The sequence below is a fragment of the Novosphingobium sp. KA1 genome (genome assembly GCF_017309955.1).
In the GTDB taxonomy this organism is placed as follows: Bacteria; Pseudomonadota; Alphaproteobacteria; order Sphingomonadales; family Sphingomonadaceae; genus Novosphingobium.
The window spans coordinates 1,008,678-1,034,976 of sequence record NZ_CP021247.1 but is presented as its reverse complement, the minus strand read 5'-3'; the positions used below and the strand labels follow the sequence as shown (position 1 = coordinate 1,034,976).

Annotated in this window: 27 protein-coding genes; 17 read left to right on the top strand and 10 right to left on the bottom strand. The window is 68.3% G+C overall.

Annotated features, from left to right (window positions below; genetic code table 11):
* The 6 genes from flgG to flgB are packed head-to-tail and all read right to left on the bottom strand — an operon-like array spanning position 1 to position 3,561.
* On the bottom strand, positions 1-789 hold the full coding sequence (gene flgG / locus CA833_RS05190; RefSeq protein ID WP_142637174.1) for a flagellar basal-body rod protein FlgG: 789 nt from the start codon (positions 787-789) through the stop codon (positions 1-3).
* Between the two features lie 12 nt (positions 790-801).
* Positions 802-1,554, bottom strand: a complete 753-nt coding sequence (locus CA833_RS05185; protein WP_207079435.1) for a flagellar basal body rod protein FlgF — start codon at positions 1,552-1,554, stop codon at positions 802-804.
* Between the two features lie 17 nt (positions 1,555-1,571).
* The gene (locus CA833_RS05180) at positions 1,572-2,384 is read right to left on the bottom strand and encodes a flagellar hook-basal body protein (protein ID WP_142637177.1); all 813 of its coding nucleotides are present in this window, start codon (positions 2,382-2,384) and stop codon (positions 1,572-1,574) included.
* Positions 2,385-2,408: 24 nt separating this feature from the next.
* Positions 2,409-2,771 (bottom strand): flagellar hook capping FlgD N-terminal domain-containing protein, encoded by a 363-nt coding sequence (locus CA833_RS05175; protein ID WP_207079434.1) that lies wholly within the window; start codon positions 2,769-2,771, stop codon positions 2,409-2,411.
* Positions 2,768-3,211, bottom strand: coding sequence for a flagellar basal body rod protein FlgC (gene flgC, locus CA833_RS05170; protein WP_370584549.1), 444 nt, complete (start codon positions 3,209-3,211; stop codon positions 2,768-2,770). Before flgC ends, CA833_RS05175 begins: the two co-directional genes overlap by 4 nt.
* 2 nt (positions 3,212-3,213) lie before the next feature.
* Positions 3,214-3,561 (bottom strand): flagellar basal body rod protein FlgB, encoded by a 348-nt coding sequence (gene flgB / locus CA833_RS05165; RefSeq protein ID WP_142637183.1) that lies wholly within the window; start codon positions 3,559-3,561, stop codon positions 3,214-3,216.
* Positions 3,562-3,757: 196 nt separating this feature from the next.
* Here flgB and CA833_RS05160 point away from each other — a divergent pair, with 196 nt between their 5' ends.
* The 8 genes from CA833_RS05160 (at position 3,758) to CA833_RS05125 (ending at position 10,411) form a co-directional block, all read left to right on the top strand.
* On the top strand, positions 3,758-4,519 hold the full coding sequence (locus CA833_RS05160; protein ID WP_242526275.1) for a MotA/TolQ/ExbB proton channel family protein: 762 nt from the start codon (positions 3,758-3,760) through the stop codon (positions 4,517-4,519).
* Positions 4,516-5,073, top strand: coding sequence for a hypothetical protein (locus CA833_RS05155; protein WP_207079433.1), 558 nt, complete (start codon positions 4,516-4,518; stop codon positions 5,071-5,073). The genes CA833_RS05160 and CA833_RS05155 overlap by 4 nt, the downstream gene beginning before the upstream one ends.
* The gene (locus tag CA833_RS05150; protein WP_142637187.1) at positions 5,070-5,582 is read left to right on the top strand and encodes a flagella basal body P-ring formation protein FlgA; all 513 of its coding nucleotides are present in this window, start codon (positions 5,070-5,072) and stop codon (positions 5,580-5,582) included. Before CA833_RS05155 ends, CA833_RS05150 begins: the two co-directional genes overlap by 4 nt.
* Positions 5,583-5,697: 115 nt before the next feature.
* Positions 5,698-6,021 carry a flagellar biosynthesis anti-sigma factor FlgM gene (locus CA833_RS05145; protein WP_142637189.1) on the top strand — a complete coding sequence of 108 codons (324 nt, stop codon included), beginning with the start codon at positions 5,698-5,700 and terminating at the stop codon, positions 6,019-6,021.
* A complete protein-coding gene (locus tag CA833_RS05140; protein ID WP_242526274.1) occupies positions 6,018-6,389 on the top strand; it encodes a flagellar protein FlgN in 372 nt (123 codons plus the stop codon). The genes CA833_RS05145 and CA833_RS05140 overlap by 4 nt, the downstream gene beginning before the upstream one ends.
* Positions 6,390-6,519: 130 nt before the next feature.
* Positions 6,520-7,488, top strand: coding sequence for a lytic transglycosylase domain-containing protein (locus CA833_RS05135; protein WP_242526273.1), 969 nt, complete (start codon positions 6,520-6,522; stop codon positions 7,486-7,488).
* 101 nt (positions 7,489-7,589) lie between these two features.
* The gene (locus CA833_RS05130; RefSeq protein ID WP_242526367.1) at positions 7,590-9,662 is read left to right on the top strand and encodes a flagellar biosynthesis protein FlhA; all 2,073 of its coding nucleotides are present in this window, start codon (positions 7,590-7,592) and stop codon (positions 9,660-9,662) included.
* Positions 9,659-10,411 carry a sigma-70 family RNA polymerase sigma factor gene (locus CA833_RS05125; protein WP_207079432.1) on the top strand — a complete coding sequence of 251 codons (753 nt, stop codon included), beginning with the start codon at positions 9,659-9,661 and terminating at the stop codon, positions 10,409-10,411. Before CA833_RS05130 ends, CA833_RS05125 begins: the two co-directional genes overlap by 4 nt.
* A 71-nt stretch (positions 10,412-10,482) precedes the next feature.
* On the opposite strand, the gene CA833_RS05120 is transcribed toward CA833_RS05125, so the two are convergent.
* The 3 genes from CA833_RS05120 to CA833_RS05110 form a co-directional block, all read right to left on the bottom strand.
* Positions 10,483-11,349 carry an SMP-30/gluconolactonase/LRE family protein gene (locus tag CA833_RS05120; RefSeq protein WP_207079431.1) on the bottom strand — a complete coding sequence of 289 codons (867 nt, stop codon included), beginning with the start codon at positions 11,347-11,349 and terminating at the stop codon, positions 10,483-10,485.
* Positions 11,350-11,552: 203 nt separating this feature from the next.
* Positions 11,553-13,349, bottom strand: a complete 1,797-nt coding sequence (locus CA833_RS05115; protein ID WP_142637198.1) for an IlvD/Edd family dehydratase — start codon at positions 13,347-13,349, stop codon at positions 11,553-11,555.
* Positions 13,350-13,369: 20 nt separating this feature from the next.
* On the bottom strand, positions 13,370-14,512 hold the full coding sequence (locus tag CA833_RS05110; protein WP_370584574.1) for an aldose epimerase family protein: 1,143 nt from the start codon (positions 14,510-14,512) through the stop codon (positions 13,370-13,372).
* A 194-nt stretch (positions 14,513-14,706) separates the two neighbouring features.
* Between CA833_RS05110 and CA833_RS05105 the strand changes: the two genes are divergently transcribed.
* Positions 14,707-16,029, top strand: coding sequence for a sugar MFS transporter (locus CA833_RS05105; protein WP_207079429.1), 1,323 nt, complete (start codon positions 14,707-14,709; stop codon positions 16,027-16,029).
* Between the two features lie 81 nt (positions 16,030-16,110).
* Here CA833_RS05105 and CA833_RS05100 read toward each other — a convergent pair whose 3' ends face one another.
* The gene (locus tag CA833_RS05100; RefSeq protein WP_142637204.1) at positions 16,111-16,860 is read right to left on the bottom strand and encodes a FadR/GntR family transcriptional regulator; all 750 of its coding nucleotides are present in this window, start codon (positions 16,858-16,860) and stop codon (positions 16,111-16,113) included.
* Positions 16,861-16,990: 130 nt separating this feature from the next.
* Between CA833_RS05100 and CA833_RS05095 the strand changes: the two genes are divergently transcribed.
* The 8 genes from CA833_RS05095 to CA833_RS05060 all read left to right on the top strand — a co-directional run bounded on the left by CA833_RS05095 (position 16,991) and on the right by CA833_RS05060 (position 26,157).
* Positions 16,991-18,517 carry an aldehyde dehydrogenase (NADP(+)) gene (locus CA833_RS05095; RefSeq protein ID WP_142637206.1) on the top strand — a complete coding sequence of 509 codons (1,527 nt, stop codon included), beginning with the start codon at positions 16,991-16,993 and terminating at the stop codon, positions 18,515-18,517.
* Positions 18,518-18,584: 67 nt separating this feature from the next.
* Entirely contained in the window at positions 18,585-19,589 is a 1,005-nt protein-coding gene (gene araD1 / locus CA833_RS05090; protein ID WP_142637208.1) for an AraD1 family protein, read from the top strand.
* 3 nt (positions 19,590-19,592) lie between these two features.
* Entirely contained in the window at positions 19,593-20,519 is a 927-nt protein-coding gene (locus CA833_RS05085) for a Gfo/Idh/MocA family protein (RefSeq protein WP_142637210.1), read from the top strand.
* 22 nt (positions 20,520-20,541) lie between these two features.
* Positions 20,542-22,107: an alpha-N-arabinofuranosidase gene (locus tag CA833_RS05080; RefSeq protein ID WP_207079428.1), complete on the top strand. Its 1,566-nt coding sequence runs from the start codon at positions 20,542-20,544 to the stop codon at positions 22,105-22,107.
* Entirely contained in the window at positions 22,104-22,988 is an 885-nt protein-coding gene (locus tag CA833_RS05075; protein ID WP_207079427.1) for a 2-dehydro-3-deoxygalactonokinase, read from the top strand. Before CA833_RS05080 ends, CA833_RS05075 begins: the two co-directional genes overlap by 4 nt.
* Positions 22,985-23,617 carry a 2-dehydro-3-deoxy-6-phosphogalactonate aldolase gene (locus CA833_RS05070; RefSeq protein ID WP_142637216.1) on the top strand — a complete coding sequence of 211 codons (633 nt, stop codon included), beginning with the start codon at positions 22,985-22,987 and terminating at the stop codon, positions 23,615-23,617. Before CA833_RS05075 ends, CA833_RS05070 begins: the two co-directional genes overlap by 4 nt.
* A gap of 2 nt (positions 23,618-23,619) precedes the next feature.
* Positions 23,620-24,636: an arabinan endo-1,5-alpha-L-arabinosidase gene (locus CA833_RS05065; RefSeq protein WP_207079426.1), complete on the top strand. Its 1,017-nt coding sequence runs from the start codon at positions 23,620-23,622 to the stop codon at positions 24,634-24,636.
* A 99-nt stretch (positions 24,637-24,735) separates the two neighbouring features.
* Positions 24,736-26,157: a family 43 glycosylhydrolase gene (locus tag CA833_RS05060; RefSeq protein WP_207079425.1), complete on the top strand. Its 1,422-nt coding sequence runs from the start codon at positions 24,736-24,738 to the stop codon at positions 26,155-26,157.
* Positions 26,158-26,299 lie beyond the last annotated feature (142 nt).

Here is a 26,299-nt window from a genome sequence, read left to right as displayed (position 1 = left end):
TCACAGCGTCTGGTTGGCGTTGCGCAGCATCTCGTCGACCGCCGAGATCATCTTCGAGTTGATCTCGTAGGCGCGCTGCGTCTCGATCATGTCGACCAGTTCCTCGACGACGTTGACGTTCGAGGCCTCCAGCATGCCCTGCCGGATCTGGCCGCGTCCGTCCTGCCCGGCGATGCCCAGCTGGACCGGGCCGCTGGCGGCGGTCTCGAGCAGGAAGTTGTCCGAGGCGGCCTGGAGCGCTGCCGGGTTGGTGAAGCTGGCGATGGTGATCTGGCCGAGCTGGCTGGGGTCGGCCTGTCCCGCGAGCTGCGCCGAGACGGTGCCGTCCTGCGAGACGGTGACCGAGGTCGCGCCTTCGGGAACGGTGATCGGCGGCTGGACCACGTATCCCTGTGTCGTCACCAGCTGGCCTTCGGAGGAGCGGGTGAAATTGCCCGCGCGGGTATAGGCGAGCTGGCCGCCGGGCAGGCTGATCTGGAAGTAGCCGTCGCCGTCGAGCGCAAGGTCGAAGGTGTTGTTGGTGGTCTGCAGCGAGCCTTGCGTGTCGATCCGCGAGGTCGACTGCACGGCGACCCCGGTGCCGAGGTTGAGCCCGGTGGCATAGACCGTCTCGGTCGACGACTGGGCGCCGGCGACACGCGCGTCCTGGTAGGCGAGCGTCGCGAAGTTGGCGCGATCGCGCTTGAACGAGGTGGTCGAGACATTGGCGAGGTTGTTGGCGATCACGCGCATGCGCGTGTCCTGGGCCTCGAGACCGGTACGGGCTACCTGAAGTGCGGAACTGGGCATGGCTTGCTATCCTCAGCTGTCGATGCGCATGAGCCGGACACCGCCCTCGTCGACCTGACGGGCGGTCTCGACCAGCTTGGTGCGCATTTCGAAGAGGCGCTGCGCCGAGATCATCTCGACGAGTACCTCCGAAGGGTTGACGTTGGACTGTTCGAGAGCCCCGGGAATTACCTGGGCATTTTCATCCATCGGCAGGGCTCCCCCCGGGGCGCCGCCGATCACGCGGAAATTGCCTTCGAGGTCCTTGGCGATCTGGCTGCCGGCGGGGCTCACCAGCTTCAGCCGGTCCACCCGCTGCGGCGGCTGGTCGGGCGTCGCCGGGTCGGCAACGAGGATGCCGCCGTCCTCGGCAATCGTCACCGTGCCGCCGGGCGGGATGGAGATCGGCCCGGCATCGCCGATCACCGGCAGGCCGTCGCCGTTCTGCAGCACCCCGGTCGCGGTGATCGAGAGGTCGCCGCGCCGGGTGTAGACTTCCTGTCCGTCGCCCGCCTGCACCGCCAGCAGCGCCTCGCCCTGCAGCGCGACGTCGAACGGATGGCCGGTGCGGTTGATCTCGCCCGGCTTCATCGAGGCCCCGGTGACCGCGGTGCCGGACAGCGCGCGCACTTCCAGTTGCGGGCCCTCCAGTGTCATCGGCGTGGCCTGCAGGATCTCCGACTTGAAGCCGATGGTCTGGGCATTGGCCATGTTGCTGGCGGTCACCCGCTCGCGGTTGAGCGAGGCGTTGAGCCCGGAGACGGCGGTATAGATCAGGCGGTCCATGGTTCAGCGGCCCCGCGTCAGGTGCGCAAGTTGATGATCGTCTGGGAGATCTGCGTGGCGGTATCGACGGCCTTGGCATTGGCCTGGAAATCGCGCTGGGCGGTGATCAGCGAGACCAGTTCCTCGGCCAGATCGACGTTGGAACGTTCGAGCGATCCGGCCAGCAGCGAACCGTAGAGCCCCGAACCCGGCTGGCCGTACGTGGCCGCGCCGGAAATGCCGGTGGCCTTCCAGCTGGCATTGCCCAGCTGCTTGAGCCCGGTCGGGGCGATGAACGAGGCCAGCGCCAGCACGCCGACGGTGGTGTTGGAGCCGTCGGCATAAGTGGCGACGACCTGCCCGGTGGAACTGATGGTGACGCCCGCGAATTCGGAGCCGGCGGTGTTGGTCGAGGGGATCTGCGCGCTTTGCAGCGTGGTCGAGGAGATCGCCCCGGTGGAATCGACCGGGAAGACCTGGAGCCGCGACCCCTGCGCGTTCTTGACGTAGCCGTTGCCGTCGACCGAGAACGAGCCGGCGCGGGTATATTCGGTCTGGCCGGAGGTGGGCGAGACCACGGTGAAGAAACCCTCGCCGTTGATGGCGACGTCAAGCGCCGAGCCGGTCTGTTCGATCGGGCCGAGCGAGAACTCCTGCTTGATCGAGGAGACGCGGGCGCCGATGCCCACGGTCAGCGCCGGGTCGGTGAGGATCGAGGCCGAGACGATGTCGGCGAACGAGGCATCGCTTTTCTTGAAGCCGTCGGTCTCCGAGTTGGCGATGTTGTGGGCGATGACCGAGAGGTCGGTCTGGGCGTTCTTGAGCCCGGTGAGCGAGGTGTAGAAGGACATCGTGGTCTCCTGCGAAGAGGGGGGTCAGGCGGCGGCCGAAGAGGTGTCTGCGGAACCCGTGTCTCCGGAACCGGTGTCTGCGCTCGCCGTCGCCGCGCTCACCAGTTCGGCGAGCGAGGCCTGGGTGGCGGTCTGGGCGGAGACCAGGGTGTCGAGCTTGGACGAGATCGTGCTCAGCGTGTCCGCCATCGTCGTGGTGGAGGCGAGCGAGGAGAACTGCGCCATCTGCGCCAGCATCTCGGTCTGGTCCATCGGGTTGAACGGGTCCTGTTGCTGCATCTGGGTCATCATCAGCTTCAGGAAATCGCCCTGGTCGAGGTCGGCCAGAGAAGTCTTGGCGGCCGAAGTCGAGGCGGCCGAGGTGTTGGTGATGGTGGTGACGGTCATTTCATCCTCACGGTGTCGAGCATGAGCTGCTTGGCGGTCGAGAGGGCCTCGACCAGGTTCTGGTACTGGCGAGAGGCTTCGAGCATCTCGACCATCTCGGCATTCTCGTCGACGGGGGCGACCCAGACGTCGCCGTTGGCATCGGCCAGCGGGTGGCCGGGGCTGTGCTGGCGCACCGCGGCGGCCTGCTCGCGCTGGACCGCCTGGACATCGACCGAGGCGAGGCCGCTGGCGGCGTCGAGGTCCTCGGCAAAGACCGCGCGGATCGGCTTGTAGGCCCCCTGTTCGCTGCCCGCGACCGAACCCGCGTTGGCCAGGTTCGAGGCGGCCGCGTTCATGCGCACGAGCTGGGCCGACATCGCCCGCTGCGCGAGCGCGAACATCGTCATCGGCGGCTGCCCTCCGCTTACCTGCCCGCCGCCTGCCCGTTCGCCCGCCATCGTCAGTCGCCCCTCAAGGCGCGCGTCACGGTGTCGACGCGGGCGCGGATGAATTGCAGCGTGGCCGAATAGCCCACCGCGTTTTCGGAAAAGGCGATCTGCTCGTTTTGGAGCTCTACCGTGTTGCCGTCGAGCGAGGGCATGACCGGGACGCGGAACTGCGTGGCGCGGTCGGCGGCGGCGGCGAGGGGGCCGCCGGCCTCGGCGGACTTCAGCGCGGCGGTGAAGTCGATGTCCCTCGCCTTGTAGCCGGGGGTGGCGGCATTGGCGATGTTCGAGGCGATCAGGCCCATGCGCCGGGAGCGCAGCTCCAGCGCCTCGGCATGAATCCCGAACAGGTCCTGCGGCATCGTGACTGGCTCCTCAAGGCGTGGGCCCCGTTCACAGCAAGGGGCGTGCCAGTTGCCGGATCGCCGGATTCCGGGCGGCAGCGGGCGGAAGGCGCGGCGGCGGGGCGGCAAGCGCTTGCCGGTTCCGGCAAATCGCCGCCTCCGCCTGAAACCTGCCGGGGCGTGCCGTTCTTTGCCTCGAAGGGAGAATGGGCGCGTGATCGATCCGCATAACCTGCTCGACACCACCAGCGCGGTGATCGTTGTCGGCGGCACCGTGCTGGCGACCCTGCTGCGCTGCGGGATTGCCGATAGCCTGGCCGCCTGCAGGGCGCTGCGCGGGCTGTTCCGGCGCCGTTTCTCGGCGGCGCGGGCGCGGACCGGCCTCGCCGTCCACATCCAGGAGATGCAGCGCGACGGGGTGATCCGCACCGAGCCCTACCGGACCGGCGACGCCGAGTTCGACGAGGCGACCAGCCTGCTGATCGGCAAGCGCTCGATCGAGGCGCTGCATGTCGCCCATGCGCTCCACAAGCAGCGCCGCGTCGAGGCGACCCAGCGGGCGGTGCGTTCGCTCAACCAGGCGGCGGACCTTTCGCCGGTGTTCGGGCTGGCGGGGACGCTGGTCTCGCTCAGCCAGTTGCCGACCGGCGCCGCGGCGGAGGGGGACTTCACCGGGGCGATCTCGCTGGCGGTGCTGACCACGCTTTATGGCTTGCTGCTGGGCAATATCGTGTTTGCCCCGCTGGCCCGGATGGTCGCGCGCCGGGCGGTGGAGGAAGAGCACGAGCGTCAGCGCGTGCTCGACTGGCTGGAGGCACAGGTGATCGACGCGCTGCCCAGCAGCGCGCGGTCCGCGCGGGCTTCGCAGGTCTCGGCGGCGATGGAGGCCGTGCCCGGCGGTGCGCCCGAACCGGCGGCCGAGGTGGAACTGGGGGACGGCGAGGAAAGCCGGCCGGACGGAGAATGGCCTTGGTGAGCGCGCGCACCGCGACGAGCTGGCAGACGTCGCTGGCCGATCTCTCGCTGATCCTGTTCATGCTGATGGCGGCGGCCCTGGCGCATCGGCCGGCGCCGCCGCGCACGGACGCGAAAACGCAAACCGCCCCCCCCGATACGGCTTCCCCCGATAGCGCCCACCCCCAAGCGCCTTCCGCGCAGGGCGAGCCCCTGGCGCTCTATATCGCCGCTCCGGGGGCGCCGCCGCTGGCGCGCTGGCTCGAGAGCCAGCCGCGCGATCCCCGCCAGCAATTGACCGTGACCCTGGCCTATGGTCCCGGTGCCGAGGCGAAGGCACTGGAAACGGCTGCGGCGCTGGTGCGGGAGCAGGGCGGTTCCCTGGCTTCGGCGCGCATCGTCATCGAACCGGGCCCGGGGCCCGGAGTGGCGCCCTTGCGCGCGGCGCTCGCCTTCGACGCGCCTCCACAGGAGGTGCAAACGAGGCAGGCGCCTCCACGGGAGGCGCCAGCAGGGGTGGCACGAAGTTTGCGTCGCGCCGGCGAACAGACCAGCGACGGACGCCCGCCACGATGACCCTTGCCATGCTTGCCCTTGCCGCTGCCGCCTCGGGCGGTTTTGCCGATCTCGATGCGATCGACCGTCAGGTCGCGGCCTTTACCGGCATGCCGATCGGCGAGATCGGCGGTGCTCTCGGGCCGGTCGACCGCCGCTTGCGGCTGGCACCCTGCCATAGCGGCATGGCGCTGTCCTGGCGGGGAAGCGCGCGCGATGGCGGGCAGGACAGCGTGGTCGTGCAATGCGGCGATGTCGGAGGCTGGCGGCTATTCGTGCCGGTGCGCCGTCCGGCGGCGGCTGCTGCCGATGTCCCGATCGCGCCGGTGATCCGGCGCGGCGATGCGGTGGCCATCGCGGTGGCCGGGGAGGGGTTTACCGTGACCCAGCCCGGCATGGCGCTGGAAGCGGGCGGGCCGGGCGACTGGATCCGCGTGCGGCCGCTGGCGGCGGCGAGTGCGGCGGGGCGCGGCCAGGAACTGCGGGCGCAAGTCACCTCGCCCGGCACGGTCTCGCTGCCAATTCCCTGAAATCATGTCCGTTGCGCCGGCTCTGCGCAGATACCCGGAGCCGCTGCGGGCGGGGGACTTAAAACTTTGTGCGCCGCACCGTTCTTCGCTGTGGAATTTGTGAAGGAGCGGCACCATGCCACCTATCGAAGTGGGACCTGCGGGCGCGGTCGGCGCCGCCAGTGCACGGCTTGCCCGCACGGCGGCCGGTGAATCATCGTCCGGCGCAAACGGCGTCACCGTCAGTTCGGAAGCCAGCGCCGCGCGGGCGACCGCGCCCGCGGCCAGCACCGCGGTTGAAGCCAGCGCGGCGCTCGATCCGGGCCAGATCCCGGTCGACACCGACCGGGTCGAACTGATCCGCAAGGCCGTCCAGGCGGGGACCTACCCGGTCATCCCGACCCAGATCGCCGATGCCATGATCGCAGCCCAGGTGCTGCTGTGGAGCCACGAGGGATGACCCAGTCCGACATCAGCCTGGCCCCGCCGCCGGAACTGCACGAAGCCCTGCGGCAAATGCTTGCCGTTCTGGAATGCGAGCGGCAGGCGCTTGCCGGTCTCGACCTCGATGCCATCGTGGGCGTGACCCAGGCGAAGGACCGGCTCTGCGGAACCCTGGACAGCGCCGGGATCATCGAGCTCGACGAGGAATGCCGGGGCATGCTCGAAACCGCGCGGCGGCTCAACGAGGTCAACCGGCAGGTGCGCAACATTATCGCGGCCAATGTCGCCAAGCGCCTGGACGTGCTGACCGGCACATCGCGGCTCTACCGGGCCGGGGCGAGCTATACGCTGACCGGTGCGGCCATCGTTACCGGGCGCGGTTGAGCGCGGGGCGGCGCGCGCCAGCCTCGGCCGGATGGGCCAGCCTCCCGCGGGATGAGACCGCCTCCGCTGCCCCGTCTGGCACGGCTCTTGCTGAAACGCTCCCGGAACGATCCGGATCGGGAGCGAGGCGTTGAGCTCAGGACAAGTTACCGGCGCGAATGGCACAGGGGGTGTCGGCACCACCGTCACGGCCGGAAATCCGGCGAAGGGAAGCGCGGTCCAGGCGGCGATCGCCCGGGCGGCGCAGGCCACCGGCGTCGATTTCCGCTACCTCCTGGCGCAGGCCAGGCTCGAATCCAGCCTCGACCCTTCCGCCCGTGCCGCCACGTCGAGTGCGACCGGCCTGTTCCAGTTCACCGACGGCACCTGGCTCCAGACCCTCGGGCGGCACGGCGGCGACCACGGCATGGCCTGGGTGCAGCAGGCCATTGCCGGCGGCGATCCGGCAATGCGCGCGCAAGTCCTGGGGCTGCGCTACGATGCCGATGCCTCGGCGCTGATGGCCGCCGAACTCGCCAGCGACAACAAGGCCGGGCTGACCGCCCAGCTTGGCCGCGAGCCGGATTCGACCGAACTCTACCTCGCCCATTTCCTCGGCATCGGCGGTGCCGGCCAGTTCCTCTCGGCGCTGGCGCGCGACCCCGCCCGCAGCGCCGCTTCGGTGCTGCCGCGCGCCGCCGCCGCCAATCCGGCGATCTTCTACGCCGATGGCGGGGCGCGCAGCCTCGAAGGGGTCATGGCGCTGATGCGCGGCAAGGTGAACGGCGCGATGCGGCAGGGGGAGGGGCTGGGGCTGGGAGAGGGCGTTCCCTCGCCCGATGCCCTGGCCGCGTCGGCGTCGCCGCGCATCGGCTACGAGGCGGTCGCCGCCGAATCGTCTGGCCTTGCCGTGGGGGGCGTCGCCACGGCAGGCGTCGCCACGGCGGGCGGGCCGGTCGCCCGCGCCTTTCGTGCCCGCGCCGCGCAGCCGGTGCCGGCGGCGGGCGGGAGCGGCGCGTCGATGGCGGATACGCTGCAGAGCATGTTCAGCGCCGCCGGGGTTGCGGCACCGGCCAATGTCCGCGCCGCCTATGCCCGGCTTGCGGGGCTGGGCCTGTGACGGCCCCTCTCCTGCCCCCTCTCCTGGCCCCCCTTTTCGCCCGCCTCGGCAATCCGGCGGCGGCGGCGCTGCCCGCCGGGATCCTCACGCTGATCGTGCTGATGATCGTGCCGGTCCCGGCGTTTGTCCTCGACGTCTCGTTCGTGCTCAACATCGCGCTGTCGCTGGCGGTGCTGATGGCGGCGATGAATGCCCGCAAGCCGCTCGACTTCTCCTCGTTCCCCTCGGTCCTGCTGTTCGCCACGCTGCTGCGCCTGGCGCTCAACGTCGCCTCCACCCGCGTCGTGCTGGTGCACGGCCACGAGGGCGAGGAAGCCGCCGGCAAGGTGATCGAGAGCTTCGGCCGGTTCCTGATCGGCGGCAATTTCGCGGTCGGCATCTTTGTCTTCCTGATCCTCATCATCATCAACCTGGTGGTGGTGACCAAGGGCGCCGGGCGCGTTTCGGAAGTCTCCGCGCGCTTCACGCTGGATGCCTTGCCGGGCAAGCAGATGGCGATCGACGCCGACCTCGCCGCCGGTCTCCTGACCGCCGACGAGGCCAAGGCGCGCCGCCGCGAGGTGGCGACCGAGGCGGACTTCTACGGGTCGATGGACGGCTCTTCCAAGTTCGTGAAGGGCGACGCGATCGCCGCGCTGCTGATCCTGGGGGTCAACATCGTCGCCGGTTTCTGCCTTGGCATGATCAGCCACGGGCTGTCGGCGGGCGCCGCGGCGCAGACCTACATCACGCTGGCGATCGGCGATGCGCTGGTGGCGCAAGTGCCCGCACTGCTGCTCTCGATTGCCGCCGCGGTGATCGTCACCCGCGTCGCCGACGACCGCCAGGGCGAGGGACGCGACCTTGCCGCGCAGATCGGCGGCCAGTTCGCGGCGCCGTCCACCTGGCTGCCGGTGGGGGTGGTGCTGGCGGCCATCGGCCTGATCCCGGCGATGCCGCAGTCGGTGTTCCTGCCCGCCGCCGGACTGGCCCTGTGGATCTGGCGCACCATGCGCAAGCGCCAGGCGCTTGCCGCCATGCCGGTGGTGGAGGCGCCGCCCGAGGTGGACCCCGCGCGGATCGACCTCGAGGACGTCTCCGACCACACGCTGGTGACCATCGAGCTGGGTTATGGGCTGGTCCAGCTGGTCGACGAACGGCGCGGCTCGCCGCTGGTCAGCCGGGTGACCGGGGTGCGCAAGCAGCTCAGCCAGACGTTCGGTTTCATCGTCCCGCAGTTTCGCGTGCGCGACGCGCTCGACATGCCGCCGCACGAGTACCGGGTGCTCCTGGGGGGCGTGAACCTCGGCGGGGCAAGCGTGCGGGCCGATCGCATCCTCGCCATCGACGCGGGCGAGGCGCGCCCCGGCCACACCCTGCGCGGCGAGGCGACCCACGATCCCAGCTTCGGCTGCCCGGCGCTGTGGATCGATCCCGCCGCGCGCGATCACGCCATCGCCGAGGGGTTCCTTACCGTCGATGCCGGTACGGTGATCGCCACCCACCTCAACCAGCTCCTGACCGAACGCGCGCAGGACCTGCTCGGGCCGGACCAGGTCAAGGCGCTGGTCGATGCGCTGAAGATCCATTCGGCCGGGCTGGTCGAGACGGTGCATCCCCAGCCGCTGTCGCTGGCGGCGCTCACCCGCCTGCTGCGGGCCCTGCTGGAGGACGGCATCCCGATTGCCCATCCGCTGTCGATCTTTGCCAGTATCGGCCGCGCGGTGCAGCAGACGCTCGACCACGAACGGCTGGTGGACCTGCTGCGGGCCGATCTCGGCGCGCTGATCGTCGGGCGCATCTGCCCGCCGCACGAGCGGCTGCCGGTCGTCACGCTCGATGTCGCCCTGGAGACGGCCATCGTGCAGGGCATGGTCGATCCGGCCAGCGGCCAGCCGGTGATCGAGCCCGATCTGGCGCGCATGATCGGCGAGCGCATTGCCGCGCTGGGGGCCGAGCGCGGGCCCGGCGCGGTGCCGCTGACGCTGGTGGTCCAGCCGCGGGCGCGGCGGGCACTGGCGGCACTGCTGCGGCTGCGGGCGCCCCATTGCCTGGTGCTCTCGATCTCCGAATTGCCGCCGACCCAGCCGATCGAGGTGGTCGACGTGGTCGGCGCGCCGCTGGCCGAGCAGCCGGTGCCCGGTCTTCCCCAGCCCGATTCCGACAACGATCCAGCTGAAAGCATGGCCGCATGATACAGGACCAGAGGGCCTTCGTCGCCGGAGCCTACGCCAGCCGCGTGGCGGGCGCCTATCAGGGCGACATCGCCGACCGGGTGCGGCGTTTCCTGCCGATGGTGCGGCGCCTGGCCTGGCATGTCCATGGTTCCGGGCGGCCCGGAATCGAGGTGGAGGATCTCATCCAGGCCGGGCTGGTGGCGCTGACCGAGTGCGCGCAGAAACACCAGGGGCCGGGCGAGGACGGCTTTGCCGCTTATGCCAAGATGCGGGTGCGCGGGGCGATGGTGGACCTCATTCGCCGCACCGTGCCGATGTCGCGCGGGGCCAGCGAGCGGCGGCGGCAACTGGCGCTCAAGGAGCAGGAACTGCGCGGCGACCTTGGCCGGGAGGCGCTGCCGCACGAACTGGCCGCGGCCATGGGCATCGACGAGGCGGACCTCGCCGCCTTGCGCGATTCCAGCCATCCGCTGCGCTTCGATTCGATCGAGGAGACCTATTCGGACCAGAGCATGGCCTTTGCCGATGCCGGTCCGGACAGTCTCGAACTGCTTGCCAGCGAGGAGCAGCGGCGGGCGGTGGTGGCGGCGATTTCCGATCTGCCGGAACGGCTGCGGCTGATCGTGCAGCTCTATTTTGTCGAGGAGCTCAACCTCGCCGAGATCGCCGGGGTCCTGCAGGTCTCGATCCCGCGCGTGCACCAGTTGAAGGCGCAGGCACTCGGCAAGTTGCGCGAGAGCCTGGAAGGGGTGGCGGATATCCTGTGACGGGGCGCCGGTAGGGGGAGCAGGGGGAAGGGGGCAGGGGCGGGCGATCTTTCCCGCCCCTGCCCTGAACGTCAGCCGTGGTAGATGCCGGCGGGGTTGCCGGTCACGCCCGCATCCACTTCGAACAAGGCGCCGTCGAACTCCGATTCCGGTAGGTCCTTGGCGGCCGAGGTCACGAACATGCGTTCGAGGTTTTCACCCGCGAAGGCGATGTTGGTGATCCGCCGGGCGGGCAGCTCGATCGACCGGACGCGGGTGCCGTCGGGGGCGAAGCGGGTGATCCGGCCGCCGTCCCAGTGGGCGACCCAGAGGAACCCTTCGGCATCGGTGGTCATGCCGTCCGGGTAGCCGTCTTCCTCGGTGAAGCGGATGAAGACCTCGCGGTCATGCGCGCTGTCCGGCGCGCCGTTGGCGTCCAGCTTGAAGCGGTAGATCGTCCGCAGCGCCGAATCGGTATGGTAGAGCCACTGGCCGCAGGGCGAGAAGGCCGGGCCGTTGGGCACGACATAGCCCGAATCGACGACCTGCCATTCGCCGGACGGCGACAGCCGATAGAGCGTGCCGATGGCGTTCTCCTCGGCCATTTCCAGGGTGCCGCACCAGATCGCGCCGTGGCGGTCGGCCTTGCCGTCGTTCATGCGGTTGCCGGGCAGGTGGGGTTCGGGATCGTTGCGCTCGGAAATCGTCAGCGGATCAAGCGTGATGCGGGAAACGCCGTCCTGGAAACCGCCGACGAGGCCGCCTTGCGCATGCTCGGCAACCCAGCCGAGGCGGGCGGGCATGTCCCAGCGGGTGACGGAGCCATCGGACAGGCTCAGGCGGTTGAGCGCGGGGGCAAGGATGTCCACCCAGTAGAAGGCGTTGTCCCGCGCGCACCACAGCGCGCCTTCGCCCAGCGTGTCGCGCACGTCACGATCGATCTTGCGCCAGAGTGTCATCCCAAGTCTCCCTCATCGTCGGTTTGCGGATCTGGATACGGTTCCGGCCCACTCTTCCACCAGCCCCCTGCCTTTTGCAGACTCGGTGGCAGGACCAGTGGGAGAGTGGGCCGGGACCCGCCCGGAAACCCGGGCAATTCGGTGCAGTGTCCGGGCTGAAACAAACGCTTCAGCCCGAAAGCACGGCTTAGTGGTTGTCGCGCTTAGTGGTTGTCTCTGGGCAGGCCCTTGGTCTGGGCGATGCGCTGGTACTTCTCGGCGCCTTCGAGGATCGCGCCGGTGTCCATCTGGCCCACGACCGAGCGCTGGATTTCCTGCCAGGGGGTCTGCGAGGCCGGGTAGGCATAGCCGCCCTTGGCTTCCAGAGCTTCGCGGCGGGCGGTCAGTTCCTCGTCGGAAATGAGCACGTCCACGCGGCCCTTCTTGAGGTCCATGCGCACGCGGTCGCCGGTTTCGAGCAGGGCCAGACCGCCCATCGCCGCCGCTTCGGGCGAAGCGTTGAGGATCGAGGGGCTGCCCGAGGTGCCGGACTGGCGGCCGTCGCCGATGCACGGCAGCGCGGTGACGCCTTCGGTGATGAGGTAGGCGGGCGGGCGCATGTTGACGACTTCCGCCGCGCCCGGATAGCCGATCGGGCCGGCGCCGCGCATGAACAGCAGGGTGTCGGGGGTGATGCCGGTGGCCGGATCGTCGATGCGGTGGTGATAGTCCTCGGGACCGTCGAACACCACGGCCGGGCCTTCGAAGGCGTCCGGGTCCGCCGGGTTCGACAGGTAGCGGTCGCGGAACTCCTTGGAGATCACGCTGGTCTTCATGATCGCGGCGTCGAACAGGTTGCCCGACAGCACCAGGAATCCGGCTTCCTCGACCAGCGGGGTGTCGAAGGTCTTGATGACCCGCTCGTCCTCGATCGTGGCGTCGCGGCAGTTGTCGCCCATGGTCTTGCCATTGACGGTCATCGCGCCCTCGTGGATCAGGCCCTGCTTGATGAGCTGGGCGACCACGGCGGGCACGCCGCCGGCACGGTAGTAGTCTTCGCCGAGGTATTCACCGGCGGGCTGCAGGTTCACCAGCAGCGGGATTTTGTGGCCGACGGTTTCCCAGTCCTTGAGCGGCAGGTCCACGCCGATGTGGCGGGCGATGGCGGCAAGGTGGATCGGGGCGTTGGTCGAACCGCCGATGGCGGCGTTGACGGCGATGGCGTTGTGGAACGCTTCCAGCGTCAGGATGTCCGAGGGCTTGAGATCCTCGTGCACCATGTCGACGATGCGCTTGCCGGTGTAATAGGCGCATTCCTGGCGGTCACGGTAGGGCGCGGGGATCGCGGCCGAACCGGGCAGCATCATGCCGAGCGCTTCGGCGAGCGAGTTCATCGTCGTCGCCGTGCCCATGGTGTTGCAGTAACCGGTCGAGGGGGCCGAGGAGGCGACGAGCTTGATGAAGCCCTCGTCGTCGATCTCGCCCGCCGCCAGCATCTGGCGGCCCTTCCACACGATCGTGCCCGAGCCGGTACGCTCGCCCTTGTGCCAGCCGTTGAGCATCGGGCCGACCGACAGGGCGATCGCCGGGATGTTCACGGTGGCCGCCGCCATCAGCAGCGCCGGGGTGGTCTTGTCGCAGCCGGTGGTCAGCACCACGCCGTCGAGCGGGTAGCCGTAGATCGCCTCGACGAGGCCGAGGTAGGCGAGGTTGCGGTCAAGACCCGCGGTCGGGCGCTTGCCGGTTTCCTGGATCGGGTGGACCGGGAATTCGATGGCGATGCCGCCGGCCTCGCGGATGCCTTCGCGGATGCGCTCGGCCAGCACCAGGTGGTGGCGGTTGCACGGCGACAGGTCGCTGCCGGTCTGGGCGATACCGATGATCGGCTTGCCCGAGCGCAGCTCTTCCAGGCTGAGGCCGAAGTTCAGGTACCGCTCCAGATAGAGCGAGGTCATGTCGATGTTGTCGGGATTGTCGAACCAGGCGCGCGAACGCAGCTTGGGTGCAGTCTTTTCGGTCATGGGGCGTTCGTTTCGTTCTGTCAGCGCGAAGAGGTGGAGACGCGGTAGATCATGACATGCTTGTAGGGCTTGCCGGGATCGACGCGGGTGGACGGGAAGTTCGCGTGGTTCGGCGAATCCGGGAACTTCTGCGGTTCCAGCGCGATACCGTCGCCCATGCGATAGAGGTGGCCGTTCTTGCCGATGAAAGTGCCATCGAGGAAGTTGCCGGCATAGAACTGGACGCCCGGTTCGGTCGTCAGCAGTTCGAGGACGCGGCCCGAAACGGGGTCTTCGAGACGCGCGGCCAGTTCCGGCGTCTTGGTCACGCCCTTGTCGAGCGCGAAGTTGTGGTCGTAGCCGCGGCCCATGACGATCTGCTCGTCCTTGCCGTCGCGGATGCGTTCGCCGACGACGGTGGCCTTGCGGAAGTCGAACGCGGTGCCGGTCACGTCGCGCAGTTCGCCGGTCGGGATCAGCTTGTCGTTCACCGGGGTATAGTGGCTTGCCGGGATCGTCAGCAGGTCCTGGATGGCGTCGCGCGGGCTGCCTTCACCGGCCATGTTGAAGATGGCGTGGTTGGTCATGTTGATGACCGTGGGCTTGTCGGTGCTCGCCTCGAAGACGATCTGCAGGTTGCCCTTCTCGTCGAGCGAGTAGGTGACCTTGGTCTTCACCGTGCCGGGATAGCCCGAATCGCCGTCCGGGCTGACCAGCGTGAAGACGGCGGTGGCGACGGGACCGGACTTGACCGATTCGACCTTCCAGTTCTGCACGTCCCAGCCCTTGCCGCCGCCGTGCAGCGACTGGCCGTGGTCGTTCTGGGGCAGCTGGTAGGTCTTGCCGTCGAGGCTGAACTGGCCGTTCGCGATGCGGTTGCCGTAGCGGCCGATGGTGGCGCCCCAGTAGTTCGGACGCTTTTCGTAGCTGGCGATGTCGTCATAGCCGAGCAGCACGTCGGCGACCTTGCCGTCGCGGTCGGGCACGTCGAGCTTCCACAAGGTGGCGCCGAAGCTCAGGATCGTGGCGGAAACGCCGTTGGCGGCCTTCAGCGTCACGGCGGTGACGGGGCTGCCGTTCGACAGCGTGCCGGCAGGGGCCTGCGAAGCGTCGGCAGCCAGAGCGGCACCCGGAATTACGCAGGCAAGAGAAAGTGCGGTCGAAGTCACAAAAGCCTTGCGCAGAATCCTCATTCCCGTAGCTCCCATTTTGATTTCTGTGTGAGGACGAATCTCGTTGTGGGCGTGGCTGTCGCCCCATGCACAAGGCATTGACGAGGCCGTTTCGCGCATATAGTCCGACAAATAGAAAGAGCGCAAGCCGGTTTGCCCCAGATTGGATAATCGCGGTCCGGCAGCTTTGTTACGAGAGGATAGACATGCCCCCAGTGGTATCATCTGCCGATGCCCCCGTGGCGCACACGCCGCAGGCGGGTGTCCGCTACGGCCCCGCGCTGGCGCTGCTTGCCAGCCTTTTCTTCATGTGGGGCTTCATCACCGTCATCAACAACACGCTGCTGCCGCACCTGCGCAGCGTGTTCGAGCTCAGCTACACGCAGACGACGCTGATCGAATCGGTCTGGTTCATCGCCTACTTCTTCGCCTCGATTCCCTCGGCGAAGCTGATCGAGAAGATCGGCTACCAGAAGTCGCTGGTGATCGGCCTGCTGATCATGGCGGCCGGCGCCGTGGGCATGATGGCCGCGGCGAGCATTCCGTCCTACGGCGTGACGCTGGTGATGCTCTTCGTGATCGCCAGCGGCATCACCCTGCTGCAGGTTGCCGCCAACCCTTACGTCGCCGTCGTCGGCAAGCCGGAAACCGCGTCCTCGCGCCTCAATCTGGTGCAGGCGCTCAACTCGATGGGCACCATGCTTGCCCCGATGTTCGGCGCCTACCTGATCCTCGGCCGTTCGAAGAGCGGCACGGCCACTGCGGGAACCGTGCTGAGCGAGGCCGATCGTCTGGCTGACGCGCACTCGGTGATCCTGCCTTACGCGCTCGTTGCGGTGGTGCTGGTGATCCTGGCCGTCGTCATCGCCAAGTTCCCGCTGCCGGCGATGAAGTCCGCCTCGCCCGCCGACAAGGCGAAGCGTTCGGGCCTGATCAATCCGGAGCTGTTCAAGCACCGCAACCTGGTCTTCGGCATTCCCGCGATCTTCATCTACCTGATTGCGGAAATCGGCGTCGCCAACCTCTTCGTGAACTTCGTCAGCCAGCCTGACATTGCCAACCTGACGCACGAGCAGGCCGGCAAGTACCTCAGCTTCCTGTGGGGCGGCATGATGGTTGGCCGTTTCGCGGGTTCGGCGATCATGCAGCGCTTCGATGCGGGCAAGGTTCTGGCGTTCTTCTCGATCGGCGCCTTCGCGGTCATGATGATCACCGTCTTTGCGCATGGCCCGCTCGCCATGTGGTCGCTGATCCTCGTCGGCCTGTTCCACTCGATCATGTTCCCGACCATCTTCACGCTCGGCATCAAGGGCCTTGGCCCGCTGACCGAGGAAGCCTCGGGCCTGCTCGTGATGGCGATTGCCGGCGGCGCGCTGGTGGTGGTGCAGGGCTGGCTGGCCGATACCTACGGTCTCCAGACCTCGTTCCTGCTGACCGCGATCTGCGAACTCTATGTGCTGTTCTATGCGCTCTGGGGCAGCAAGACCACGCATGCGGAGCCGGATCTGGTTGCCGAAGCCGCCGAGTAACCCCGGGCTTCGAGCCATAACAAAAAAGGCCCCGGCGAGCGATCGCCGGGGCCTTTTCTTATGCGTCTGTAGGAGGGGCGGTCACGCCCCGTCCGGCTGCCCCATTGCGGTGCGGGTATCCTCGAGCGCCAGGTCCACCAGCACGTTCATCGCCTCGGCCGCCCCCGCTGCATCGCCGGCGGCAATGGCGTCGTAGACGCGCACGTGGTCGGGGATCGGGTTGCGGGGCAGGGCGCGGGCGCGCTGCTTGAACTGGGTGGTCCAGTTCACCGCCGCGCCGATCGAGGCGCTGAGCACCAGCAGCGCGTCGTTGCGCGTCGCCTGCAGGATCGCATTGTGGAAATCGCGGTCCGCCGCCCGTCCGGCCTCGGTGGTGAGGGTGTGGCGGCGCATCGCCGTCAGCGCTTCCTTCATCGCCTTGAGGTCGTCCTTGTCGCGGCGCTGCGCGGCAAGGCGCGCGGCCGCCGGTTCGACGATGGCGCGCAGTTCGAACAGGCTGCGCACGAACTCGATGTCCGGCTCGCCCGCAAAGGCCCAGCCGAGCACTTCGGGGTCGAGCAGGTTCCACCGGTCACGGGGCAGCACCCGCGTTCCGGCCTTGGGGCGGCTGGCCACCAGACCTTTCGCGGTGAGCACCTGAATGGCCTCGCGATAGGCGCTGCGCGAGACCTGTAACTCCTCGGCGAAGGCGACTTCACCAGAAAGAATGTCTCCGGGCGCATATTTGCCGGACAAGATGGCCGTTCCCAGTTTATGGGCGATGGCGCCGTGCAGGCGGCGGCCCGGACCCCGGGCCTCGTCGGCCGGCCTTGCACTTTCTTCTTCGTTCACGAAATTGGCTTCTGACACTGGTAATGGCACCTCCCGAAAGGAACCTAACAGCCCTTTCAACGCGAAGGAACGACAAACATTGCGTTTCGCCTTCGCTGGGAATATGTCGGAGTAAATAGGGAGACCCCAAATGACCGAATTCCGTTCCATCGTGGCCGCAACCGGCGAACCCCAGGGTGAACCGCTGGCCGTGAACGGCACTGCCGATGTCGCTGCCGCCTGCGCCGCAGCCGCCGCGGCCTTCGATACCTACCGCGCCACCGACCGTGAAACCCGCGCTTCGTTCCTGGAACGAATCGCCGACGAGATCCTTGCCATCGGTGAGCCGCTGATCGAGGCCTACATGGCCGAGAGCGGTCTGCCGCGCGGCCGTGGTGAAGGTGAGCGTGGCCGCACCATGGGCCAGCTGCGCCTGTTCGCCGATGTCGTGCGCAAGGGCCAGTGGCAGCAGCTGCGCATCGATCCGGCCCTGCCGGACCGCGCCCCGCTGCCCCGTCCGGACCTGCGCCTGCGCATGATCCCGGTCGGTCCGGTCGCCGTGTTTGGCGCCTCGAACTTCCCGCTCGCCTTCTCGACCGCGGGCGGTGACACCGCTTCGGCGCTCGCCGCCGGCTGCCCGGTCGTGGTCAAGGGCCACCCGGCCCACCCGATCACCGGCGGCCTGATTGCCGGTGCGATCGCCAAGGCGGTCAAGGATGCCGGCCTTCCCGAAGGCGTGTTCCAGCACCTCGTCGGCCCGTCGAACGAACTCGGCGCCGCGCTGGTCCAGGATCCGCGCATCGCTGCCGTCGGCTTCACCGGCTCGCGCGGTGGCGGTCTTGCCCTCGCCAAGCTGGCCGCGGCCCGCGAAGTGCCGATCCCGGTCTATGCCGAAATGTCGAGCATCAACCCGGTGCTGCTGCTCCCCGAAGCGCTCAAGGCGCGCGGCGAAGCACTCGGCACCGCGTTCGTCGGCTCGCTGACGATGGGCGCCGGCCAGTTCTGCACCAACCCCGGCCTGATCCTGGCCGTCGAGGGTGAAGGTCTGGACGCCTTTGTCGCCGCCGCCACCGGCGGTGTTGCCGAAGCCAAGCCGCAGACCATGCTCACCACCGGCATCGCCGCCGCTTACGCCAAGGGCGTCGAAGCGCTCGAAGGCAACGCGGGCGTCGAGACCATCGCCAAGGGCGAGGAAGGCAGCAAGACCACCGGCGGTGCGATCCTGTTCCAGACCACGGCCGCCCAGTTCCTCGCGGACAAGGCGATCGGTCACGAAGTGTTCGGCGCCGCGTCGATCGTTGTCGTCTGCAAGGACGAAGCCGAACTCGCCGGCCTGCTCGAAGGCCTCGAAGGCCAGCTGACCGCCACCCTGCACATGGACGCAGCCGACGAAGCCGCCGCTTCGCGCCTGCTGCCGGTGCTGGAGCGCAAGGTCGGCCGTATCCTCGTCAACGGTTGGCCGACCGGCGTCGAAGTGTGCCACGCGATGGTCCACGGCGGCCCGTTCCCCTCGACCACCGACCCGCGCACCACGTCGGTCGGCAGCCTGGCGATCGACCGTTTCCTGCGTCCGGTCAGCTACCAGAACTTCGCACAGGCCCTGCTTCCGGCGGAACTGCGCGATGCGGCCTACGGTGACGGCGCGCCGCGCCTGATCGACGGCACGCTCACCCTCTAATCTGCCAACCCAACTGCCGCGGCGCGCTCCCCCAAGAAGGCGCGCCGCGGATCCGGGAGAGATCTCCATGACCTACCTTCGCCTGCTCCAGCATCGCGCGCCCGACGGCGTGCGCTCCGTCATCCTTGCCGAGGGCGATGCCGCCCACGTCCTGCAGGGCGTCACCACCACCCGCGAACTCGCGCTGCGCGCCATTGCCGAGGGTGTGACGCTGGCCGAGGCCGCCAAGGCTTGCGCCGCGGGCGAAGCGGTCGACATTGCCGCCGAATTCGCCGCCGGCACCCTGCTGGCCCCGATCGACCACGACGATTCCGCCCACCTGCTGCTGACCGGCACCGGCCTCACCCACCTCGGTTCGGCCGAAGGCCGCAACAAGATGCACGCCGCCGCCGCCTCGGGCGAGCACGTCACCGATTCCATGCGCATGTTCCTCGAGGGCCTCGAAGGCGGCAAGCCCGCCGACGGCACCGAAGGCCAGCAGCCGGAATGGTTCTACAAGGGCGACGGCCAGCTGCTGGTCGGCCCCGGCGACGCGCTGACCATGCCTGCGTTCGCCAAGGACGGCGGCGAAGAGCCGGAACTCGCCGGTATCTACCTCGTCGGTGAAGACGGCACCGTGTACCGCCTCGGCCTCGCGCTCGCCAACGAGTTCTCGGACCACGTGACCGAGCGTCACAACTACCTCTGGCTCGCCCACTCGAAGCTGCGCCAGGCCGCGCTTGGCCCGGAACTGCTGCTCGGCACCCCGCCGGAAAAGATCGAAGGCACCAGCAAGATCGTGCGCGACGGCGAAACGATCTGGGAAAAGCCCTTCCTCTCGGGCGAGGCGAACATGTCGCACACCTTCGCCAACCTTGAGCACCACCACTTCAAGTACGACCTGTTCCGCCGCGCCGGCGACGTGCACGTCCACTTCTTCGGCACCGCCACGCTCTCGTTCAGCGACGGCGTGACCACGCAGGAAGGCGACGTCTTCGAAATCTCGGCCGCGCCGTTCACCCTGCCGGTCGCCAACCCGCTCGCCCGCGCTGCCGCCCCGGCCGCGGCGACCATGACCGTGAAGGCGCTCTGAGCCATGGATCCGATCCGCATTGCCATCGTTGGCGTGGGCAAGATCGCCCGCGACCAGCACATCCCCGCGATCGAGGGCAACCCGAACTTCAGCATCGGCGCCACGGTCAGCCCGAACCATCGCGGCCCCGAAGGCATCCCGCACTTCAGCAGCCTTGAAGAGCTGATCGAGAGCGGCCCGGCGATCGACGCGGTGGCGCTCTGCACCCCGCCGCAGGTCCGTTACGACCTGGCCGCGCTGGCGCTGTCGAAGGGCATGCACGTGTTCCTCGAAAAGCCGCCGGGCGCCACGCTGGCCGAAGTGGCCGCGCTGGAAAGCCGCGCCGAGAAGGTGGGCGTCACCCTGTTCGCCTCGTGGCACTCGCGCTACGCCGCCGGTGTCGCTCCGGCCCGTGCCTGGCTGGCCGAGCGCACGATCAAGAGCGCCAGGATCGTCTGGCGCGAGGACGTGCGCGTCTGGCATCCGGGTCAGGACTGGATCTGGGAGCCGGGCGGCCTTGGCGTGTTCGATCCGGGCATCAATGCCCTCTCGATCGCCACCCACATCATGCCGCGCCCGTTCTTCCTCAAGGAAGCGACGCTCAGCCTGCCCGCCAACCGCGCCGCACCGATCGCCGCCGACATCGAGTTCCGCGACACCGCCGGGGCCGAGATCCACATGGACCTCGACTGGCGCCAGACCGGCCCGCAGTCGTGGGACATCATTGTCGAGACCGATGCCGGAACGCTCAAGCTCGCCAATGGCGGCGCCGTGCTCACCCTGCCCAGCGGCACCGAGCACAACGAGGACATGGAATATCCGGGCCTCTACGCGCGCTTCGCCAACCTGATCCGGGGCGGCCGCAGCGATGTCGACATCGCGCCGCTGCGCCTGGTGGCCGACGCCTTCCTGCGCGGCAAGCGTGCGCTGGTCGAAGAATTCCACGACTGATATTTCCGGGAGAGGACAAGACATGTTGAAGGCGCTCCGCCTCACCACCGCCGTCGTCCTGCTGAGCGCCACCGCGCTCGCAGGCACGGCACAGGCTGACACCAACGGCCAGCCGACCACCGCGACGATCGCAGCCGACAAGCCCGGCCCGGTCTACCACAAGGAAGTCTTCACCCAGTTCGCCGAGCACCTCGGCACGGGCATCTACGGCGGCCTGTGGGTCGGCAAGAACAGCAAGATCCCCAACACCAACGGTTTCCGCAACGACGTCGTCTCGGCGCTGCGCGAGCTGCAGGTGCCGGTGATCCGCTGGCCCGGCGGCTGCTTTGCCGACGAATACCACTGGCGTGAAGGCATCGGCGCGCCTGCCAAGCGCCCGGTCAAGGTCAACACCCACTGGGGCGGCGTGACCGAACCCAACGCGGTGGGCACCCACGAATTCTTCGAACTGCTCCGCCAGGTCGGCGCGGAAGCCTATATCGCCGGCAACGTCGGTGACGGCACCCCGCGCGAAATGGCCGAATGGGTCGAATACATGACCGCGCCTGCCGGCTCGCTGGCCGACGAACGCGCCAAGAACGGCCACAAGGAGCCGTGGAAGGTCGCCTACTTCGGCGTCGGCAACGAGCTGTGGGGCTGCGGCGGCAACATGCGCCCCGAGTTCGCGGCGGACGAGACGCGCCGCTATGCGACCTTCGTGAAGGCGCCTGCGGGCACCCGGATCATCAAGGTCGCCTCGGGCGCCAACGTCGACGACTACAACTGGACCGAGACGATGATGCGCGTCGCCGGCGGCAACGTCGACGGCCTCTCGCTCCACTACTACACCCTGCCCGAAGGCGGCTGGCCGCCCAAGGCCGATCCGGTCAACTTCGACGAGCACGGCTGGGCCGATACGCTGAACGAAGCGCGCCGGATGGACGAGCTGATCACCAGGCACTCGGCGATCATGGACAAGTACGATCCCGAGAAGAAGGTCTTCCTCGCGGTCGACGAGTGGGGTTCGTGGTATGCCCAGGATCCGGGCACGCATCCCGGCTTCCTGCGCCAGCAGAACACCCTGCGCGATGCGCTGATCGCCTCGATCAACCTCGACATCTTCGCCAAGCATGCCGACCGCGTGCGCATGACCGCCATCGCCCAGATGGTGAACGTGCTGCAGGCGATGATCCTGACCGACGGCAACAAGATGGTGCTGACGCCGACTTACTGGGTCTTCGACATGTACAAGCCGTGGCAGGACGCGACGGTGCTGCCGATCGAGATCAAGTCGCCGTGGTATTCGAAGGACCAGTTCACGATGCCCGCGATCAGCGGCTCGGCGGTGAAGGGCAAGGACGGCAAGATCCACGTCGGTCTGTCGAACCTCGATCCGAACCAGTCCAACACCGTGACGATCAAGCTCGACGGCGTCGCGGCCGGCGGTGTCACCGGCAAGATCCTGACGGCCCCGGCGATCAATTCGCACAACACCTTCGACGCACCTGGCGTGGTGAAGCCGGAGGCGTTCTCGGGCGCGAGCGTCCAGGGCGGCCAGCTTGTCGTCACCCTGCCGGCCAAGTCGGTCGTGGTGCTCGAACTGCAATGAGCGTGAAGCACGTCGTCGGAGACTGGGGCACCACGCGCCTGCGGCTGTTCCGTATGGATGGCGGCGATGTCGACGCCCGGCTCGATGGGCCGGGCGCGCTCGCCGGTGATGCCGAGGGCGCGCTGGCCGAAAGGCTGGACGTCTGGAAGGCGGAAGGGGCGCTGTCCGAAGTCGTGCTGTGCGGCATGGCCGGTGCGCCGGGCGCACTCGTCGCGGCAGGCTATGCGGCCTGCCCGGCGGACGCCGCCCACTGGCTGTCCTCGCGCACCCGGCTCGAAGTGGCGGGGATCCCGGTCTCGGTGCTGCCGGGGCTGAGCTGCAAGGATTCCGAGGGCGTGCCCGAAGTGATGCGGGGCGAGGAGGCGCAAGTCTTCGGCGCCCTCGCGCTCCATCCCGAACTGGCTCTGGGTGAACACCTGATCGCGCTGCCCGGCACCCATTGCAAATGGGTCTCGGTGGTCAACGGCACGATCGTCGGCTTCCGCACCCACCCGACCGGCGAACTCTATGCGCTGCTGGCGGGCCAGTCGACGCTGACCGGGCCGGATACACCGGGTGAGGGCACGTTCGACGACGGGTTTGCCCGCGGCACCGAACGCTGCGAGGAACCGCTGACCGGCGCCCTGTTCGAAGCCCGCGCCGCGCGGATGCTCGATGGACGCTCGAAAGACTGGTCGCGCGGCTATATCTCCGGCCTGCTGATCGGCGGCGAAGTCGCCGCGCAAGTGCCGGAAGGCATTTCGGTGGTGCTGATCGGCGACCAGGCGCTTGTGGCGCTTTATGATCGCGCGCTGGCGGCCCGTGGCTGCACCTCGCGCAAGATCGATGGCGATGCGGCGGTTCTCGCCGGGCTCGCCATCGCGAAAGGACAGAAGGCATGAAGATCGAAGACGTTCTGGCCGCAGGCCATGCACCCGTTGTGGCGATCCTGCGCGGCATCCAGACCCATGAGGCGGTCGCCATCGGCGAGGCGCTGGTGGAAGCCGGCGTGCGCATCATCGAGGTGCCGTTCAACTCGCCCGATCCGGCCGGCTCGATCGGCGCGATGGTCGAGGCGCTGGGCGACCGCGCGGCCATCGGCGGCGGCACCGTGATCGGCACCGACCTTGCCGAAACGCTGGCGGGCGTGGGCGGCACGTTCATGGTCTCGCCCAATGTCGATCCCGCCGTCATCACGCGCTCGATCGAACTCGGCATGGACGTCCTGCCCGGCTTCCTGACCCCGACCGAAGCGTTCGCCGCCGTGGCGGCAGGCGCCCGCGACCTCAAGCTGTTCCCCGGCTCGGTGCTGGGCAGCGGCTACATCAAGGCGATCCGCGAAGTGCTGCCCAAGACCAGCCGCGTCTGGGCGGTGGGCGGCGTGGGCGCTGCCAATGTCGCGGAATACCGCGCGGCGGGCGTCTACGGCATCGGCGTCGGTGGCAGCCTCTACAAGCCCGGCTTCGATGCCGCGACGGTCGGCGCCAAGGCGGCCGAACTGGTCGCCGCGTGGAACGCAGCCGGGGGCTGAGCATGATCCGCAAGTTTTCGTTCCTGCTCGGTCTCGCCGCGCTGGGCCTGACCGGCAGTGTCGGCGCGCAACAGACGGACGGAGCGCCGACGCTCAATTCGCAGATGACCGGCGACCTCGTGGTCCACGATCCGGTCATCATCCGCGAGGGCGACACCTACTACGTCTTCTCCACCGTGGGCCGCTATGTCGGCATCAAGACCTCCAAGGACCTCAAGACCTGGAAGGACGCGGGCTCCGTCTTTGCCGAGATTCCGGCATGGGCCAAGCAGGCGGTGCCCGGCACCGAGGGCATCTGGGCGCCGGACATTTCCTATGTGAACGGCGAATACCGGCTCTATTACTCGGTCTCGACGTTCGGCTCGAACCGCTCGGCGATCGGTCTTGCGACCAGCAAGACGCTCGATCCCAGGGCCAAGGGGTATGGCTGGAAGGATCAGGGGCTGGTCGTCATGTCCACGAAGGACGATGACTTCAACGCCATCGACCCGAACTTCGTGGCTGACGATCAGGGGCGCCAGTGGCTTGTCCTTGGCAGCTTCTGGTCGGGCATCAAGCTGTTCCCGCTCGATCCGAAGACCGGCAAGGTCGTGCCGGGCACCGAACCCTATGCGATCGCCCGCCGTCCGGCCCCTGCCGGCGGTCCCGCCCCGATCGAGGCGCCGTTCATCATCCCGCACGGCGGCTGGTATTACCTGATCGCCAGCTACGACTATTGCTGCAAGGGCGTGAACAGCACCTATTACACGGTCGTCTCGCGTTCGAAGAAGATCACCGGCCCCTACAAGGGCAAGGACGGCAGCGACATGATGCAGGGCGGCGGCACCATCCTGCTGCGCGCCGATCTGGAGGAGAAGCAGCGCTTCCGCGGCCCCGGCCACGCGGGCGCCTTCACCGACAAGGACGGCACGACCTACCTCGCCTACCACGCCTACGACAAGGAAGCCGAAGGCCGCCCGACGCTGCGCATCGCGCCGATCGTCTGGGGCGCCGACGGCTGGCCTACGGCCCAATACTGAGACCCACCAGCTGACACCCCGGCCCCTGCGCCGGGGTGTCCTTTTCCCCGGAGCGATCCGGGACACCAGAATCAAACCCGATAACGGAAGAGGACCGTCATGAATTTTCCCCTTTCGCGCCGCGCCTTTGCTGCCGGAGCCGCGCTGCTGCCGATGGCCTGCACTTCTGCCGGAAAGGGCACGCTCGGATCGAGCGCGGCGCCCTCGGCAACGCCGGTCCCCGTCAATCCGCTGGTCCGCCAGCGCGCCGACGCGCAGGTCTTCCGTCATCACGACGGCAACTATTACCTGACCGGCTCGGTGCCCGAGTACGACCGCCTCGTGCTGCGCCGTTCGAAGACCGTCGCCGGCCTTGCCACCGCCGAGGAACGCGTGCTGTGGCGCCATGAGAAGACCGGCCCGATGTCCGGCTTCCTCTGGGCGCCCGAACTGCACCTGATCGACAACCGCTGGGTCATGTACTTCGCGGCTGGCCCCAGCGGCGGCGGCGAGGACGTGTTCCGCATCCGCACGTTTGCCGTGGTCTGCGACGGTCCCGACCCGATGACCGGCAACTGGAGCGTTCTGGGCGAGTTCAAGGCGCCCTGGGACAGCTTCAACCTCGATTCGACCAGCTTCATCCACCGCGGCGTGCGCTACTTCTCGTGGGCGCAGCGTGAGCCGGGCATCGAGACCAACTCGAACCTCTACATCGCGCCGATGAAGGACGCGCTGACGCTCTCGGCCGCGCCGACGCGGCTTTCGGTGCCGACGCTCGACTGGGAAATCCGCGGCTACAAGGTCAACGAGGCCCCGGCGGTGATCGAGCACGCCGGCAAGCTGTTCATGACCTATTCGGCCAGCGCCACCGACGCGCGCTATTGCCTCGGCCTGCTGTCGATCGATGCCGAGGCGAACCTGATGGACGCCAAGGCCTGGACCAAGTCGCCCGAGCCGGTCTTCGTGACCTGCCGCGAAACCTCGGTCTACGGCCCCGGCCACAACAGCTTCACCGAAGACGAGCAGGGCCGTCCCCTGCTGGTCTACCATGGCCGCGACTACGAGGCGATCCAGGGCGATCCGCTGTTCAACCCGGACCGCCACACCCGCGTCCAGCGCCTCTATTTCGACGACAAGGGCATGCCCGATTTCGGCGTGCCGGTGGGCAATGGCGCGATGCCGGACCGCTTCGTCTCGGTCGCCCGCCCGGGTACCTACATGGCACACGAGGGCACCCGCATGACCAGCGCCAGGGTGGCGCTGCCGCAGACCCAGTTCCGCGTGGAGGATGCGGGTGAGGGTACGGTGACGCTCTCGCCGATCCTGCTGTCCGATCATTGCCTGACGGCGACGGACGATGGCGGCGTTGCCGTGGCGCCGCGCTCGGCCGCGCCGGGGCAGAAGTTCCGCCGCGTGACGGCAGGCGGGGGCGCGGTGCGATTCGTTTCGGCGAGCGATCCGGCCAAGGCCCTGACAGTGGCACCGGACGGTCTGCGGCTGGCGCCGGGCCAGGATGCCGCGAGCGCCTGGAAGGTCGACTGACGCGCTGAAAGCGCGTCATAAACTCAGACCAGAAGCAAACGAGAGCCCCGCCCGGCAGCTGCCGGGCGGGGCTTTTCCGTGGTCGCCCTGGGCCATGTGCGTTAAATGTGCCACACTTATTTCATCATTTTTGCAGCGTTTT